The 14,750-nt window shown below is 53.0% G+C and carries 7 protein-coding genes and 3 pseudogenes; 6 read left to right on the top strand and 4 right to left on the bottom strand.

The window, feature by feature from the left end; genetic code table 11:
* The first annotated feature begins 625 nt into the window (after nucleotides 1-625).
* Nucleotides 626-2,137: a sensor domain-containing diguanylate cyclase gene (locus HA45_RS12975; RefSeq protein WP_128598951.1), complete on the top strand. Its 1,512-nt coding sequence runs from the start codon at nucleotides 626-628 to the stop codon at nucleotides 2,135-2,137.
* A gap of 10 nt (nucleotides 2,138-2,147) precedes the next feature.
* On the opposite strand, the gene HA45_RS12970 is transcribed toward HA45_RS12975, so the two are convergent.
* On the bottom strand, nucleotides 2,148-3,929 hold the full coding sequence (locus tag HA45_RS12970; protein WP_100702938.1) for a bifunctional diguanylate cyclase/phosphodiesterase: 1,782 nt from the start codon (nucleotides 3,927-3,929) through the stop codon (nucleotides 2,148-2,150).
* Between the two features lie 342 nt (nucleotides 3,930-4,271).
* Between HA45_RS12970 and HA45_RS12965 the strand changes: the two are divergent.
* Nucleotides 4,272-5,728: pseudogene (locus HA45_RS12965) on the top strand (methyl-accepting chemotaxis protein).
* A gap of 113 nt (nucleotides 5,729-5,841) precedes the next feature.
* Here the strand turns inward: HA45_RS12965 and HA45_RS12960 are convergent.
* Nucleotides 5,842-6,051, bottom strand: coding sequence for a DUF3606 domain-containing protein (locus HA45_RS12960; protein WP_100702936.1), 210 nt, complete (start codon nucleotides 6,049-6,051; stop codon nucleotides 5,842-5,844).
* 371 nt (nucleotides 6,052-6,422) lie between these two features.
* On the opposite strand from HA45_RS12960, the pseudogene HA45_RS28210 reads away from it, so the two are divergent.
* The 4 genes and pseudogenes from HA45_RS28210 (at nucleotide 6,423) to HA45_RS27315 (ending at nucleotide 11,326) form a co-directional block, all read left to right on the top strand.
* Nucleotides 6,423-6,661, top strand: a pseudogene (locus HA45_RS28210) (transcriptional regulator).
* Nucleotides 6,662-7,136: 475 nt separating this feature from the next.
* Nucleotides 7,137-9,262, top strand: a pseudogene (locus HA45_RS12950) (putative bifunctional diguanylate cyclase/phosphodiesterase).
* A gap of 886 nt (nucleotides 9,263-10,148) precedes the next feature.
* Nucleotides 10,149-10,319, top strand: coding sequence for a hypothetical protein (locus HA45_RS27520; RefSeq protein WP_167390580.1), 171 nt, complete (start codon nucleotides 10,149-10,151; stop codon nucleotides 10,317-10,319).
* An 851-nt stretch (nucleotides 10,320-11,170) separates the two neighbouring features.
* A complete protein-coding gene (locus HA45_RS27315; protein WP_158087318.1) occupies nucleotides 11,171-11,326 on the top strand; it encodes a hypothetical protein in 156 nt (51 codons plus the stop codon).
* Nucleotides 11,327-13,345: 2,019 nt separating this feature from the next.
* Here HA45_RS27315 and HA45_RS12945 read toward each other — a convergent pair.
* Entirely contained in the window at nucleotides 13,346-13,579 is a 234-nt protein-coding gene (locus tag HA45_RS12945; RefSeq protein ID WP_100702933.1) for a DUF4060 family protein, read from the bottom strand.
* A 294-nt stretch (nucleotides 13,580-13,873) separates the two neighbouring features.
* Nucleotides 13,874-14,158: a hypothetical protein gene (locus HA45_RS12940; protein WP_128598950.1), complete on the bottom strand. Its 285-nt coding sequence runs from the start codon at nucleotides 14,156-14,158 to the stop codon at nucleotides 13,874-13,876.
* Between the last annotated feature and the right edge of the window lie 592 nt (nucleotides 14,159-14,750).

Raw genomic sequence — 14,750 nt, 5'->3', positions numbered from 1 at the left:
TTACTTAACGCAATATTAAACATGAATATTTTTCCTATGTCATACAGCACCAGTACTGTCCACCGGCGTTTTGAAATTCTGGGTAATATCGTTTCAGATACCGCGAGGTTGTGGCTCATATTTGATGAGCAGCTTTATTTTTCAGCTGTTGTTGATGCTGTTCCGGTCATTACCAGAAATGTGTCCCGACATCGTATTGTTGCGACCATGGATTGCACGTGCGATTTGGTGGGCAGGCTCACGCTTGAGCGATACTGGCAGGACGAGACTATGAGCATTAACGTTGAATTAAAAAAACATCTTATACAGATCCTCTCCGAGAAAAAAATCTGTCGATGATGCCACTGGGCGTTGCATGAGACAGGTTGCCATGCAAATAAGACCGCTTCGACTGAAAGTCGTCCCTCTTTAAGTTTAAGCTATATCCTGTGACGTGGGCCGTTGCACATCTGCCAGATAATGCTTCTTATGCCCGTAAACGGGGTATTTTTACTAATGTGCTTCTTGCTTTAATCTCTCGGATAATCGCTATATTTTAATGAAACTTTCTCCGGACTGCTGACGTCATGTCTCTGAAAAATTACGTCTTCGCACGCTGCTTATATTACTTTCCGTGGGTGGTGTTATGCTGACATCATGCCTGCTGCTCGGGGCCCTGCTGATTTTCCAGAAAGGGAATATTGAGGAGAGTCTGCTCGAGAGCAATATCGCTTATGCCCGCAAGCTGGCCGATACAACCGACCGTTATCTTGCCACGGCCCAGCGTGAGCTTGCCTGGAGCGCTACACAAATTCAAGGCCTGACCAATCCGGTGCAGCTCAGAGGCGAGACTGACCGGCTCCGGCTGCAGTCTGGATTTTTCAATACGGTAGTGGTGGTTAATCGTGATGCTGTTATCGCCGCAGCCTCACCTGAAAGTCTGAGCCTGGTGGGTGTAAGACTGCATTCCGACGCGAGCCGTCAGGCTATCACCACGCGGAAGCCGTTTATCTCAGCACCTTTTACGTCTGCCTCCGGTAACTACGTTGTGTTTCTGTCACAGCCGCTGTTTACGCCGGAGGGCGATTATCTGGGCTATATTGGCGGAACCATCTACCTCAAAAAACAGAGTATGCTTAGCGATATTCTGAGCCAGCATTTTTACGCTCGCGGATCGACCGTCAGCATCGTCAGCAATGACGGCCTCATCATTTTCAGCCACGACCCGGCCCGCGTGGGGACAAAAATGACGCTGGCTCCCGCGCTGCAGAAGCGGCTGGCTGAGACGGTCAGTGGCCGTTTCAGCACTGAAGCGGACGGGCAAAAGTTCCTGACAGGTTACGCCAGCATGCACATTACGGACTGGAACATTTTTATTGCGGGAACTTCTGAAACGGTGCGGGATATTCTGGTGCGCACCGCAGAAAAGGCGCTGTGGTTCCTGCTGGGAATTATTATCCTGACGGTCGCCATGGTGACCCTGCTGGCCGGGCGTATCGCCTCTCCACTGGAGAGACTGGCAGGTATGGTGCGGGATGACGGCAGCGAAGCGTCGCTGGCGACGGTGCAGGCCTGGTATTATGAAGCCGAACGCCTTAAAGAGGCCGTGCTGGATCACCGCCACGATGTAGCCGGCCGCATGGCAACGCTCAGCGACGCGGCCATGACGGACCCGCTTACCGGACTTTGCAACCGCCGTGGCTTTACCCTAATGGCTGATCGACGCGGCGATGATGCTTCACAGTGTGCGATTGCCATTGACATTGACCACTTTAAAAAAATTAATGACTGGTACGGCCACGATGCAGGTGATGCGGTGCTGGTAAGCCTGGCCGGATTGCTGCGGCAGGCATGTCGGAACGCGGATGTGGTCTGCCGTACTGGCGGTGAGGAATTTATTATCCTGCTTTCGCAGACGTCTCTGAAAGATTCGGCCCGAACGGCGGAGCGCATCCGCGAGATGGTGAGCACTACAACGTTCCCGTATGTAGGAAACATGACAGTTTCGGCCGGGGTGGCGGCATTGGCCGACAGTGGCAGCCGCGATGCGCTCCTGCGCCGCGCCGACGAGGCGCTTTATGAGGCCAAAAGCGCCGGACGCAACGCGGTTATTATCGCCGGACCCGGAGGTTTCAGGCGATACAACATACCGGCCTGAGGACGCGCAGTCAGCACTGGCTGCGCAGCTTCCAGGACAGCCACTCATCGAGCTCTGCTTCCGGCAGCGGACGGGAATAAAAAAATCCCTGCGCCTGGTCACAGCCGTACTCCGTGAGAGCGGTAACCGTTTCCGCATTCTCAACGCCTTCAGCAAGCACCGTGTAGTCCAGCTCCTTCAGCATGCCAATAATGCTGCGTGCGATGATGCGCGAGGCGGTGTCGGACGAAATTTCACTGATGAGGGTGCGGTCCAGTTTGATGATGTCCAGGGGCATGCTCCGCAAATAACTGATGTTGCTGTAGCCGGTACCGAAGTCATCGAGCGAAATCCCAAATCCACGCAGCTTGAGCATCTCCAGCCCGCGCATTGCCGATGGACTCTCAATAATACGTTCGGTCTCCAGACACTCAATGCCCAGCAGTGAGGTGGGGAGTTTAGCCCTTATCATCTTCACTTCCAGCGCGTCAGCAAACCCTTCGCGCGCAAAGTCCCGGCTGCTGACATTTATCGTTACCGGAAGCTGAATACAGCTGTTGCGCAGCCTCATGAGGCGGGCGATGGCGCTATCGGTGACCCAGACCGTCAGTTCGCTTAGCAGTTGGGTTTGCTCTGCCAGTGGCACAAACAGAGCGGGAGAAAGTTCACCGCGCACCGGGTGACGCCAGCGGATCAGTGCCTCCAGACCTACGGGCCTGCCGCTGTGCAGGCAAATTTTAGGCTGAAAGGCTAGCCACAGACCTCTGTTTTCACGCAGCGCGGCGGCGAGGTCGTTCATCAGGGTAAAGTCCTGTGTATGGCGTGCATCGCTTGCCTGACTAAATCGCATGGCGGGAACGCCCCGGCCGATAGCCTCGTGCAGCGCGCTGACTGCCCGGCGCAGCGCTTCCTGTGCCGAAATGCTGCCCGTGTGGAAGCCCACTTCGCCGGTGTGGGTGCTGAGCGCCACGGCGATCCCATCCCCGAGGTCGGCGCTGATCCCCTCCAGGCGCCCTGCGACCCAGTCCGCACTCACATGACTGCTATCGCGTGTCAGGACGGCAAATCGCCCTGTGGCGACGGTATAGAGCATCTCGTCAGGCGCCGGGCGCAGGCGCAGAGGGAGCAGGGTGGCCACGTCTTTCAGCAGGCTTTCCACCGGCTCCATGCCCACAGAACGAGCGAGTTCGTAGGCGCGTGGCATGTCAATGCAGTCAATCAGTACCAGTCTGCGTGGCGCGTTGTCGCCCGATGCGGCCAGAAACTGCAGGTCGCGGATGAGGCGCTGGCGGTTGGGCAGGCCGGTAACCGGGTCGGTAAATCCGGCGGAGTGCCAGGCCTCCAGAAACGACATCACCAGCGCGGCCAGCAGCTTCAGGGTGGTAACCTGCTCGGCGCCAAACGGGTGCGGCTCGGTGTCCGTGACGCACAGCGTGCCTAGCACGATTCCGTCGCGGTTTTTCAGGGGTACGCCGGCATAGAAGCGGATATACGGCGCGCCGGTGATCAGCGGATGCGTCACAAAACGGGCGTCCAGCCCCGTATCTGGCACGACCACCGCGCTGTCACTATCCACAGCGTGTCGACAGAGGGAGTTCTCGCGGGAAGACACTTCCAGCGCAAAGTTGTGGGCGGCCTGTACGTACTGGAACTCATCGTCCAGTACAGAAATAAAACTGCCCGGGATGCCGAGTGCCTGGCTCGCCAGCCGGACAAACTTGCGAAGCACGTCGTCGCGACTTTCGTCGGGACTGCGCAGCGCCTTGAGCGCCCGCGCGCGGCGATCGTCGTCGCCACTGAGATTTTTCAGCATAGATTCCTCCGCCCCGGCCTGGTTCCGGTGCGAAATTAAAAAGGAAAAATGTATATTAACGAACCGTTATGAAAGGCGATTTCTGCGAAAGGGAAGAACTATAAAAACTTTAATATGAGGACCACTATAGGCTCTATCTGGTCTGATGTCATTTTTATTTTCTTTAGCGAATTATTTAATGCAGGACGATTCTTTTATTTTATCGTCTGCAAGTGTCCTTTTTTAATTATTCCTGCCAGACTCTCTATAAATAAATGTAGTGCGCAATTTAATAACGCACGCAATTAAAATAAGCAATAAATTTTATTGTTATTTAATAATAGCCACACCGGGGAAAATTCCATGCAGTTACTCAGACACTTTACCATCCGACGCGTCGTGCTCTGGATGATGCTCTTCTCACTGGGTGTGCTGGCGCTTGCAGGCGGCTATGGCTCGCTGACGCTACGCGAGATGTATCGCCATGCCGACCGCGCTGACACCCTGACACAGCAGCTGACCTTTCTCACCCGGGCAGGGCTTGTCATGCAGGACGGGACCCTGACCGATAAGATGTCGTTGCTGACTGCTGTCCCGTCAGACGCGGCCTGGGACGGTTACCGCGCCGCGCTATCCGCACCTGACCGCTACCCTGATGCGGCGCGCGAGCGGCTCGAGGCCCTGACCCGGCAGCTGGCGGCCGAGGATGCACCGGTTATGGCAGAGCGACACCGGCTTGAAGTTATCCTCTTCACCGCGCTACTGGCCGCCATCGCGCTGCTGGCGTTCTGCGACCGCTACTTACTGGTGTACCTCGTGCGACCGGTGGCAAAAATCCGCGCGCACCTGCAGACCATTGCGGACGGCGACCTCACGCGAGAGCCGGAAGATTTGGGCCGCAACTGCGTCGGGCAACTGGTGCCGCTGGTCAGGGAGATGCAGTACAGCCTGCTGGACGCGGTGGAAGCTATCCGTGATAACGCGGTTATCCTGCACCGTGAGGCCGGCGAGATTGCCGCCGGCAACGCCGACCTGTCCGACAGAACCTCCACTCAGGCCGCCGCGCTTGAGCAGACCGCGGCCAGCATGGAGGAAATCACTGCCACGGTCACTCATAACGCGGACACGCCCGCGAAGCGCGCGAGCTGGCAGGCCTCACTGCCGACATAACGCAGCGGGGCGCGGAGCTGATGCAGACCGTGGTTGACGCCATGGGCGGGATCGCAGAGGGCTCAGAAAAGATCCGACAGTTTACCTCGACCATTAACAGCATTGCCTTCCAGACCAATATCCTGGCGCTTAATGCCGCTGTCGAGGCCGCCCGTGCCGGTGAGCAGGGGCGTGGTTTTGCCGTTGTGGCTTCTGAAGTGCGCTCGTTGGCGCAGCGCAGCGCAGCCGCCTCGAAAGAAATTGAAGGGCTGATTGCCGACACCGTGGTGCGCATCAGCGATGGGAGACGTTCAGCAGACAGCGCCGGTGCCACGATGAACGAGGTGTTGCGAGGCGGCGAAGGAGTCAATGCGCTGATTGGCCAGATTGCCCTGGCATCGGAAGAACAGAGCAAAGGGATCGCGCAGGTCACGCTCGCCGTGGCGGAGCTTGACCGCGTTACGCAGCAGAACGCCACGCTGGTGCAGCAAGTCTCCGCTACTGCGGGCAGCCTGAGTGGGCAGACGACTGCGCTGGGTGGCGCGATCACCCGTTTTACCCTGCCTGCGGCGACAGATGGCAGCGCCAGGGTTAATGAGACTTCCGTTTTGTCGGCAAATGGTGTCTGGAGGATCCCCCGGCTACCTCAACACATCAAGGACAATGGGTAGCTTCGGGCATCGTTGATACTCGACGGCCGCAGTCAACATGACTCAGCAGGTTGCGCGATCTGTCCTGATTGTTCAGGTGGGCCACTCAGAAGTCCTGATTTTGCCGCCAGGTCTCAGCCGCGTGAGGCGATACCTGGCGGGTTTTTCTCAAGCCACTCGCGTACCTTGCCGGTATCAGGACCCGCTTCGCGTATGGCACGGCTCAGGCGTTCCTGCGTCGTACGAAGCTCAAGCGTCCAGAAGGTTATCTGCCACTGTTGACGAATGTCTATCTTGCTGAGGTCAGCTGGGACCCGTCGCTGAATATAATCGCGATTTTTCATGAGGTTGTCCTTTTTATCATTACAGGGTAAGGCGGTATAGAAAACGTTGCCGCCAGTAAGCCCTGCCTATCCTGGCGAATAATCAGACAGAAAATACCGGAATAATCTCTGTGTAAGTTTTTTGTTAAAAAAGGAGAGGATTCCTGGGGCGGCGAAAATAAAATATTCCCACAAAAGAAATAATACGAAGCGGCTCTGTGATTAATTTATTCCGGCTTGCGGTTAACCTTTGAAGGATCAAGTTGTGTGCATTGCATTACGCAATAAAAGTTAAGATAATATAATGATAATTTTATAATGCGTTGAATACTTCACGCTATTTTTCATCCTTCCGGTCCTGTCCGGAGCGCAATGGTTAAAGGGAGTGTCTTCTGGGAAATCAGCTTCTATATCGCCCTGTCGTTGTCGGTTCCGATGTGCGGGAACTACGGCTTGCCGCCGGCTTGTCGCAGGAGTCTGCCGCCGAGCGGTTTGAACTCAGCCTGCGCGTCTGGCAGATGAAGGAGGCGGCAAAAATCCCGCCCCCCTGAGTCAGGGAGAGTATGAACTCCTGCTGCTTCTCGCCGGGCGTCATCCTCACTATGCCCTGGTGCCGCAAAAGAAAAAGTAGCAGGCTCTGTCCGCTGGCAGTCCCTGAAGTTAAGACAGGGTTGGCCGATAAGAAGACAAGGGCTTGTGCAGAAATTTTACTGTGCGGCACGACACGGGTATCCCGAGATTGAAGAGACCCACCGCACGGCTGGGGAAGGTGGAGGACCTCGTAATTTCTACTCCCTAAGACGTGCACTTCAGTCTGCGCGTCTGCGCTTACCTGAAAGGCGGATTATTGCCGTGGAATGCTCAGGAATTATCATCTTTTTGATGCCCCGGTGACGCGGCGTCATTTTATATCTGAGCCCGCCCGCATCGGGGCCAGCTGACGGGCCTTTCTTCCGGCGGCGGGGCGGCAGGAATTTCTGCGGTCTCGTCTGATTGAACGTGTCCCTTTTTTACTGTGTCATGCCGGCCACAGCTCATTTTACAAGAGGGGACAGACTCTGAAACGCCCGACCTCAGAAGACCACGAGACCGCCCGTCTCGCCGCGCTGGCGCACTATCAGCAGGCGAATGCGCTCCCGGAGGACGCGCTTGACCGGCTTACCACCCTGGCCGCGCGCCTCTTTCGTGTACCCACCGCCTTCGTCTCACTGATTGACGATCAGCGGCAGTTTTTTTCGTCCCGCTACGGGCTTAACATCTCCGGCACAGCTCGCCACGTGGCTTTCTGCGATCACACGCTGGCGAAGGGGGAGATCCTCTGTGTACCGGATACCCTTGATGATCCGCGCTTTCGCGACAGCCCGCTGGTCCATGGCTACCCGCATATCCGATTCTACGCGGGGATCCCACTGGCCACGCCGGACGGTTACCATATTGGTACCGTGTGCCTTACCGACACGCAGCCGCGCCCACCTCTGGCGGACGCAGACCGACAGCACCTGGCCGACATAGCCTCGCTGGTGATGGACCGGATGGAGGTCCACCGGCTCGAAATGCTCCGTCACGCCAGCCAGCAGCGGCTGGAGTCCATCTCAGCCACCTCCCCGGACGCCATTATCTGCACCGACCTGCAGCGTGGCATTACCTTCTGGAATCCGGCCGCCACCGTTATATTTGGTTACGGCGCGCAGGAGATGGTGGGCCAGTATGTGGCCGGGCTTATTCCCGAACGCTGCCAGACCGACTACCGCAACGAGCTCGAACGTATCACCAGCGAAGAGGCAGCGATTTCACAACCGCGCACGCTGCAGATATGGGGGCAGCGGCGCGACGGCCGGGAGTTTCCTGCTGAAGTCTCGTTTTCTGGCTGGCGGGAGGGCGGTGAACGGCTGGTGGGGATGATTATCCGTGACGTCACCGCCCGACATGAGAGCGAGGCTCGCCTTTGCGAGCTCGCCTCACTGGACATGCTGACCCGGCTTGCCAGCCGTCGCGCGTTCATGCTGCAGCTGGAGCAACTGACTGAGGCCGGTGTGTCATATACGCTGCTGATGACTGACCTGGATGGCTTCAAGGAGGTGAATGATACGCTCGGGCACGCCGCCGGCGACGCGCTGCTCTGTCACGTCGCGGAGCAGATCCGGCTGGTGTGCGCGGACGCGGTCACTGCCGCCCGGCTTGGCGGTGATGAGTTTATCATTCTGCTGACGGGCGGAAGTAACCGGGCGGGCCTGACGGCGGAACGTCTGATTTCCGCCGTACAGACGCCTTTCAGCTATCACGATACACCTGTAGTAGTTGGCGCCAGCACTGGCATTGCCTCCTACCCGGATCATGGTCAGGACGCGTCGTCGGTGATGTCGGCAGCAGACCTGGCTCTTTACCAGGCCAAGGCGTCTGGCAAGGGGCGCAGCGTTCTGTTCCGTCCTGAATTCCTTGAAGCTGAGCAGCGGCGCCGACGCTTTGAGCGTGAGCTGGAAACTGCTGTGCGGCAGCAGCAGTTCATCCTTCACTACCAGCCGCGCTATGATGCCGACAGCGGACGCCTGTTGGGCTGCGAGGCGCTGGTCCGCTGGCAGCACCCCGCGCGTGGCTTGCTACTGCCCGCTGAGTTTATTGAGATGTTGGTAAAAGTCCGTTGTCAGTCACGCTTGGCGACTGGATTATCCGCACCGCGCTGGCGCAGGTCCGCCAGTGGCAGGCTCGCTGCCCGCAGCTACGTGTCAGCGTTAATCTGTTCCCACGTCAGCTTTCCGGCCCAGGGCTGGAAAGCGTGCTGCGGGAGTCGGCAGGCGGCGACGCAGCCTTTGTGGATCTGGAGGTGGATGAACCGCTGCTGACGGGACTGGTGCAGGACTCGCCGACGCAATTTGAGGCTATCAGGCTCACGGGAGCCGCGTTCGTCATCGATCATTACGGACGCACGCTGGGCGCCATTCGTCTCCTGCGCTACGGATTCGTCAGCGGCTTCAAGATTGACAAGTCGCTGACCCTGGAGCTGGGTACCAGCCTACGTGTAAGGATGATGTTCCGGGCTGTCGCGGCGCTAGGCAAAAGTCTTGGACTCAGTGTGGCGGCGGAGGGTATAGAGGATACTGCGCAGCGGGTGTTCGTGACGACCGCCCAGTGCGATATCATGCAGGGTAACGGGCTTTGCAGGCCTCTCACCGCCGGGGATTTTGAGGCGCTTCTCACGGCAGAAGGCGACGGTATAAGACTGGCGGACAGTTGAAGAAGCGCCTACGCAGGCCGACAAGCAGCAGGTGTGCCGAACTGAGAGGGGACAGAGGGTCCAGATAAATTACGGCATGCCGCGTGCAGCGGACATTTTGTCCGCAGTTCCTGCGGCGTTTCAGCTCCTGGTTGTTGGCGGCAGACGCCAGCCTGAAATAAACCGGTTACTGTGAGGCGAACCCATCCGGCTGGCCATCTATTTTGACTTAAAAGTCGTTCTCCTTCCGCAACCTGACCGCGGCAGGGCAGGATGAGAGTCGCTGGCATACTGTTGCGTGAGGAGATAATGCCCCATCGGTTAGCGGGGGATCGTCAGGACATATAATGTGGCGTTACCAGAATTTCCGGCATCGTAAATGGATCCACTTCTGATGATACCGAGTGCTACAGATGCCGCATGCATGTTTTTTATGCCGCAGTAGTCTTCAGGGATTATTTCTGCGAAATCTGTACAGTGAGAGAGAGATTTCACAGTCAGGAGGATAATTAAGGAAAATCAGATACTTCCTGGAAGGGTTTTTCCTCCTGCGTATTAAAATAAGCGAGCGCATCCGACCACAATGATGGCCGTTCGTGACGTTTGCAGTACGCTTTTCAGGACCGTGGTCCGCTTTACACAGCCGGCGTGAGACTGGTTATGTGAAATCCAGCCTTGAGCCCGGGACTGAACATCCCGGGTTATTTTTCTATTGTAACACCTCCCTTTCAGCATTTAACCTGCCAATTGGTAACGGCTCTCTTTGGGGCTCAGTCGTGCGACATATATTTTTGTGACGTAATGCACGCTTTTTCAGGCGACAACGGCCACCTGGCTGTATGCCTCCATGATAGAGTCGCTTAATGAGCGATAAACACGATGCTTTGTGTGAAAAGGAGACGTCACAATGAAAAACGGTGCCACACCCTACCGGGAAGCGCTGATACGCCTTAGTGCGCTCAGGCTTCGGTACCAGCGCGCGAGTCGCAACCCGGCGGCTGGCATGGTGGACCTTGCTGCTCTGATGTCAGAACTTGAAGAGGCCGAGCAGAATGTTGAGCGATATGAAAGTCAGTAATCGCTGCAAGGCGGGCCGGGCTTAACGTTCTACTCTGAATCGCTGATAAAAAATAAGGTGGTTAATCCGATAGAGCAGTTCCGCAAATAAGTTGGTTTATATCGTTAACGTTTCATGGACTGACTGGACCCTGTTTTTACAAAAGATGGGCCATCACGATGGCTGCAGTTTATCTTACTGTAAAACATTTCAACCCTGTCACCAGAATTTCTTCCTGATTGTTTAACGAAATATTGTTTCTTCCTGTTTAGTTACCTGCAGATCTGACAAAGCGTTGAACAGGCGCCAGCACCAGCCGTGGCAGGCGCAAGGCTCGGGTCAGAAATTATCTGTGCAGCCAGTGTAATTAAAAAAATGGCTCCCGGCAGGAAGCCATAAGCACAATCAGTCGCAGTATCGGTTATGTGTACCCTGATGAGGCACACATTATTTATCGGCTAACAGCGACAATACATTAGGCCTGCCTGTATAGAAGTAAAAGAATTTCTGCGTGATACAAACAGAGATCGTATACGGGTGGAATCAAACTGACCCAGTACCGATGGTCTGTGCATCTCAATATTTACTTCTGAAAAATTTCATGAGCAATTTCACAATGAGATTTTGTAATCTCACATCACTTACCAGAACGTGTGATTCTGGCGAACAGTATGAATTTCATCACTACAACATGTATTTTTGTCTAAATGTCTGACGCAGCCCTTCTGACTCGATTGAAACGATTTTAGGCCGGTCTGGGAATATCACTTGCGCACACACTACTGCGGCTGAAGATACCGGTCATCATATCGAGCAACTGACGTTTATCCTGATAAAGGATAGCAATTCATCGGGAGTATGGAGAGAGGGAGATGCAACTGGAGGTGCGTATCCGTGAACTCACCGTTCGTTCAGGCGTCAACAATGTCATCGCGTTAAGTCTCTCCGGCCCCCTCAAACACCATGATGTCGCCGTCAACATTCAGGCTGCCAGCTGCCCCCATCGGCGTGGCGCAAAAAGGAGCTGAGCAGGTTCCGGCTGTGTGCGTACTCTGCACGTTTTGTGACCCGCATCCGGTACGTGAGTTGCCATGTGACATCCTCTCCTGATACGAGCTGTTTTATGCAAAGTATTAATAGGGATATATGTGGCAGGAGACAGGCGGGTAAGCAAATGCAGAATTGAATTTAACGGCTGAGACAGCGGAAAAAAAGTTAAGGCAGAATTCCTCGACTACATCTATGATAAAGGTGAGTCGGAGGCCGCGGAGAGGCGGCCTCCTGCTTTACATTGTTGCCCGGCGTTCCGCAGCCGGGCTTCATTCAAAGAAAATCATTTATCAGTCTGATCCCTTCACAACCCGCAAGACATTCTACGACGATTGTTTATACTGAAAATCTGCCACATCATCATATTTATACGTAGCAACAGGCCGCACTTAGCACCACCGTGCTGATTAAGTAAACTGAGAATCCGCCCATTTGTCTGATACATCTGCACACCATATCATCGGGTACATAAAAGGGAAAAATATCACTGACGTCCATATTATCAGCAGACTCCATCTGCCTTTTCTTACACAGACGATACGTACTAGTTAGGCCAGGTGTACACCAGCCGAATGATAATTCTTCATTATGAAGAGGTAATTCAGGCTCTCTTTGATCCTTAAATTCCTTTTTGGCAGGCAGTGAATGATGTGTTCAGGCCAGTGACTGTTGAAAAACAGTCACTGACACTTACTTATCAGACACAACTTGAATAACCTTTTCAACCGGATTTTCGGATGCTGGTATCTGACAACAATAACGTTAACCGGGTGAAGTATGACTATGTGGCAGATTCAAGATTCATGCGGTTGCAGCGACATCAGAAAAAGTGATTAAAAGGGCCAGACTGGTCAAATCCGGCCCGGATTTTTCTCTTCGCATAACGTTGACGTAGCAATAAACTTAGATAGCATGTCTACTGTTTTTGCCGTTCTCACCCCGTCGGGAAATAGTAAGATAGCTATTGCATCATGTTGTATTTTTTAACAAAAATACTTTAATGATATAAGTATGTAACGATCTTGATTTCATTGAAACCCATTGAAACCCATTGCGAAATCCTTTTATGCAGGCATTATTAATCAGGTGCGCGTTTCTTAAAGAGATGGCTGATATTTCATGATTTTTTATCACTTGCCACCAACTTTTCAAGTTCAGAATGGGTCTGAATTATAATAAATGCCCGTAACCCTGATTACAGGAGCGTTCAACCCTTTTAGCGTTAGTAGAAATGTTGAACGGGAGAGAAATGAAGCAGGCACCCAAACATTTCCGCACGATGCCCCTGATGCCCTGATGCAGTAAAGAGCAACTATTCCGGAACGTATGAAGCCCACCACATGAGTAGCGCTGATTGAGCCTGGCATCGTGGAATATTTTCAGGGAGGTGACCGGGTCAGGGAGAAGGAACGTTTTCGCCTGAAGGAAGAGAGCCATAAATTACTTGAGAGTTATAACGAGCAGGCGCAGCAGAAAAAGTTAACGTCCATCTGTCAGGGTAAACGTAGCAGGCCACAAAAAAATAACGATGTAACTTGACGTAATGCTGTTACTGGCTATCCTTTTCGTTATTCTAAAAAGACTCATGTTTGAAATCCGCATTGCTATGCCGCTCTGTTCAGATAGGGCGGCTTTTTTTTGCCGACATTTCATATAATCACGGTTGTGAATTTTTAATTTCTAATCGTCAGGATTAGTATAATTCATTCTTTCTTTATTCAACAGTGTTACTATCTTTCGGCGATTTCACTTGTCGCGAATTTCTTTTGATCTTTCCGCCCGGCATACCTGGTCAGGTTGCGGGATTTTTTTAAAGGTTTCCCTTCAATTGTTGCCTTTCCCTGCAGAGCATAGTCCTTATAATGACGCGATCTGAAGTGTAGATTTGTCGACGCCTGATAACCATATCTTCGGTTTGTATTTTAAATTCAGGAGTCGTGAAAACAACTGATTAAGCTCCTTTCGTACTGCTTCCTGAGCCGTAACTGGTGGGGTAATTATGCGAAATCTGATAATCGGACAAGGCTGCGGGCTCCTGTGATCACCGTCGCTGCCATAGTGTTACGTCGCGTGATGACTTCAACTTGATAGTGTTTGCCGCGATAGGCAATAGAATATTTGATAGGGTGATGCTTGTTACCGTCGCCATACCTGGCTTGATGTGCTTCGAGTGCTTTGCTGGCCGCGACCAGGTGGGCTGGCTCTTTGTCACCGCGTATGAGTTTTTTCATTCAATCCCTCAAATGCTTTTTTACAGTGTAATCATTCCCTGTTTATTTTTTGTGACATTGCTTGCAAGACCTGCATATCTGAAAGCAGAACATCCAAATGAATCAGGCCCGTCATTATCTGGATAAGTTCGTGTAATTTCCGCCCAGCGAGAGATGTTCCCTTTCTGTATTTTTTCCATCCTGGATTGGTTCTCTTCTCCTGAAGTATGTCAGATACTGTTCAGCGTTCATGACGTATCCGTCGCTGATATCCATGCGCGTCATTTATTCAGATTGCAGAAAATACAAAACGATTCATTGGCGGTAATTAATACTTAACAGAGAATCTGCCTTTATAAATCGCTTTGGTGCTAAGGCATCGTTTAGATTACTTATTAACATAGTCTCTGATGTACAAATAGCCATACGCCACTCACCGTGAGTTCTTTCCAGTATCTCAACGTTATGAACGTTTTCATGCTGGCTACCCTGACCTGAAAGGATATAAATTTTTTTGCTCACTTCCCCATCCACCAGTAGCTGCACCTGTCTGGTGCAGCTACCTGGTCGAAACATATCTGTAACACCAAAAGTCTCCATAAAGTTCTACCTTTATTTGTCTGACTGTTGAATCTTTACTTCAGGGTGAAAACCGGCAAGTCCTTTTTTAAACGCAACGCCATCTGGAATGCAGGTTTATATTATGGCGTTATTGTCTCCGGGGAACAGCCTGGGGACCCTTCAAACCACTGGAAGTGGCTGGACATTGGCCCTTCTGATGACTTCCATTATCCTGGAATGGCCTACTGGATTGCATTCATTAATCAGCACGCCATAGGGTCCATCATTATCGCAGTGATGAACCTCTGAAGTGAACTTTGATCCATTTATCTCAATCACTTGGGTTTGTCGAAAAATTTCATCGGACAGGTAAGTTTCGAAGTGGTCAGGATAGATGATTAGGTATTTATACATTTCAACCTCCGCTGATTATCATAATGTTTTACCGCCAAACCTTTGTTGACTCAAGCGGCGCTGCAACTGGATGAATAATCTCTTACAAATGCTCTGATGAACAATCTGAAAAACAAGCTCACCGGGAAGAAGTTACCCGCGCGATGCCAGTTCAGGCGTATTATCTATCAGAACAAGTGAAATGCTGTGTACAGCGACGATGAAGAAAAACAGAGCG

Source organism: Pantoea rodasii (genome assembly GCF_002095465.1).
In the GTDB taxonomy this organism is placed as follows: Bacteria; Pseudomonadota; Gammaproteobacteria; order Enterobacterales; family Enterobacteriaceae; genus Pantoea; species Pantoea rodasii.
This window is presented reverse-complemented; position numbering and strand designations above follow the sequence as displayed.

What these genes read in the sequence shown, in the direction of transcription:
- HA45_RS27315 (WP_158087318.1), top strand. Translation starts at nt 11,171, where the DNA reads ATGCAACTGGAGGTGCGTATCCGTGAACTCACCGTTCGTTCAGGCGTC.
- HA45_RS12960 (WP_100702936.1), bottom strand. Translation starts at nt 6,051, where the DNA reads ATGAAAAATCGCGATTATATTCAGCGACGGGTCCCAGCTGACCTCAGC.
- HA45_RS27520 (WP_167390580.1), top strand. Translation starts at nt 10,149, where the DNA reads ATGAAAAACGGTGCCACACCCTACCGGGAAGCGCTGATACGCCTTAGT.
- HA45_RS12945 (WP_100702933.1), bottom strand. Translation starts at nt 13,579, where the DNA reads ATGAAAAAACTCATACGCGGTGACAAAGAGCCAGCCCACCTGGTCGCG.
- HA45_RS12975 (WP_128598951.1), top strand. Translation starts at nt 626, where the DNA reads ATGCTGACATCATGCCTGCTGCTCGGGGCCCTGCTGATTTTCCAGAAA.
- HA45_RS12940 (WP_128598950.1), bottom strand. Translation starts at nt 14,158, where the DNA reads ATGGAGACTTTTGGTGTTACAGATATGTTTCGACCAGGTAGCTGCACC.
- HA45_RS12970 (WP_100702938.1), bottom strand. Translation starts at nt 3,929, where the DNA reads ATGCTGAAAAATCTCAGTGGCGACGACGATCGCCGCGCGCGGGCGCTC.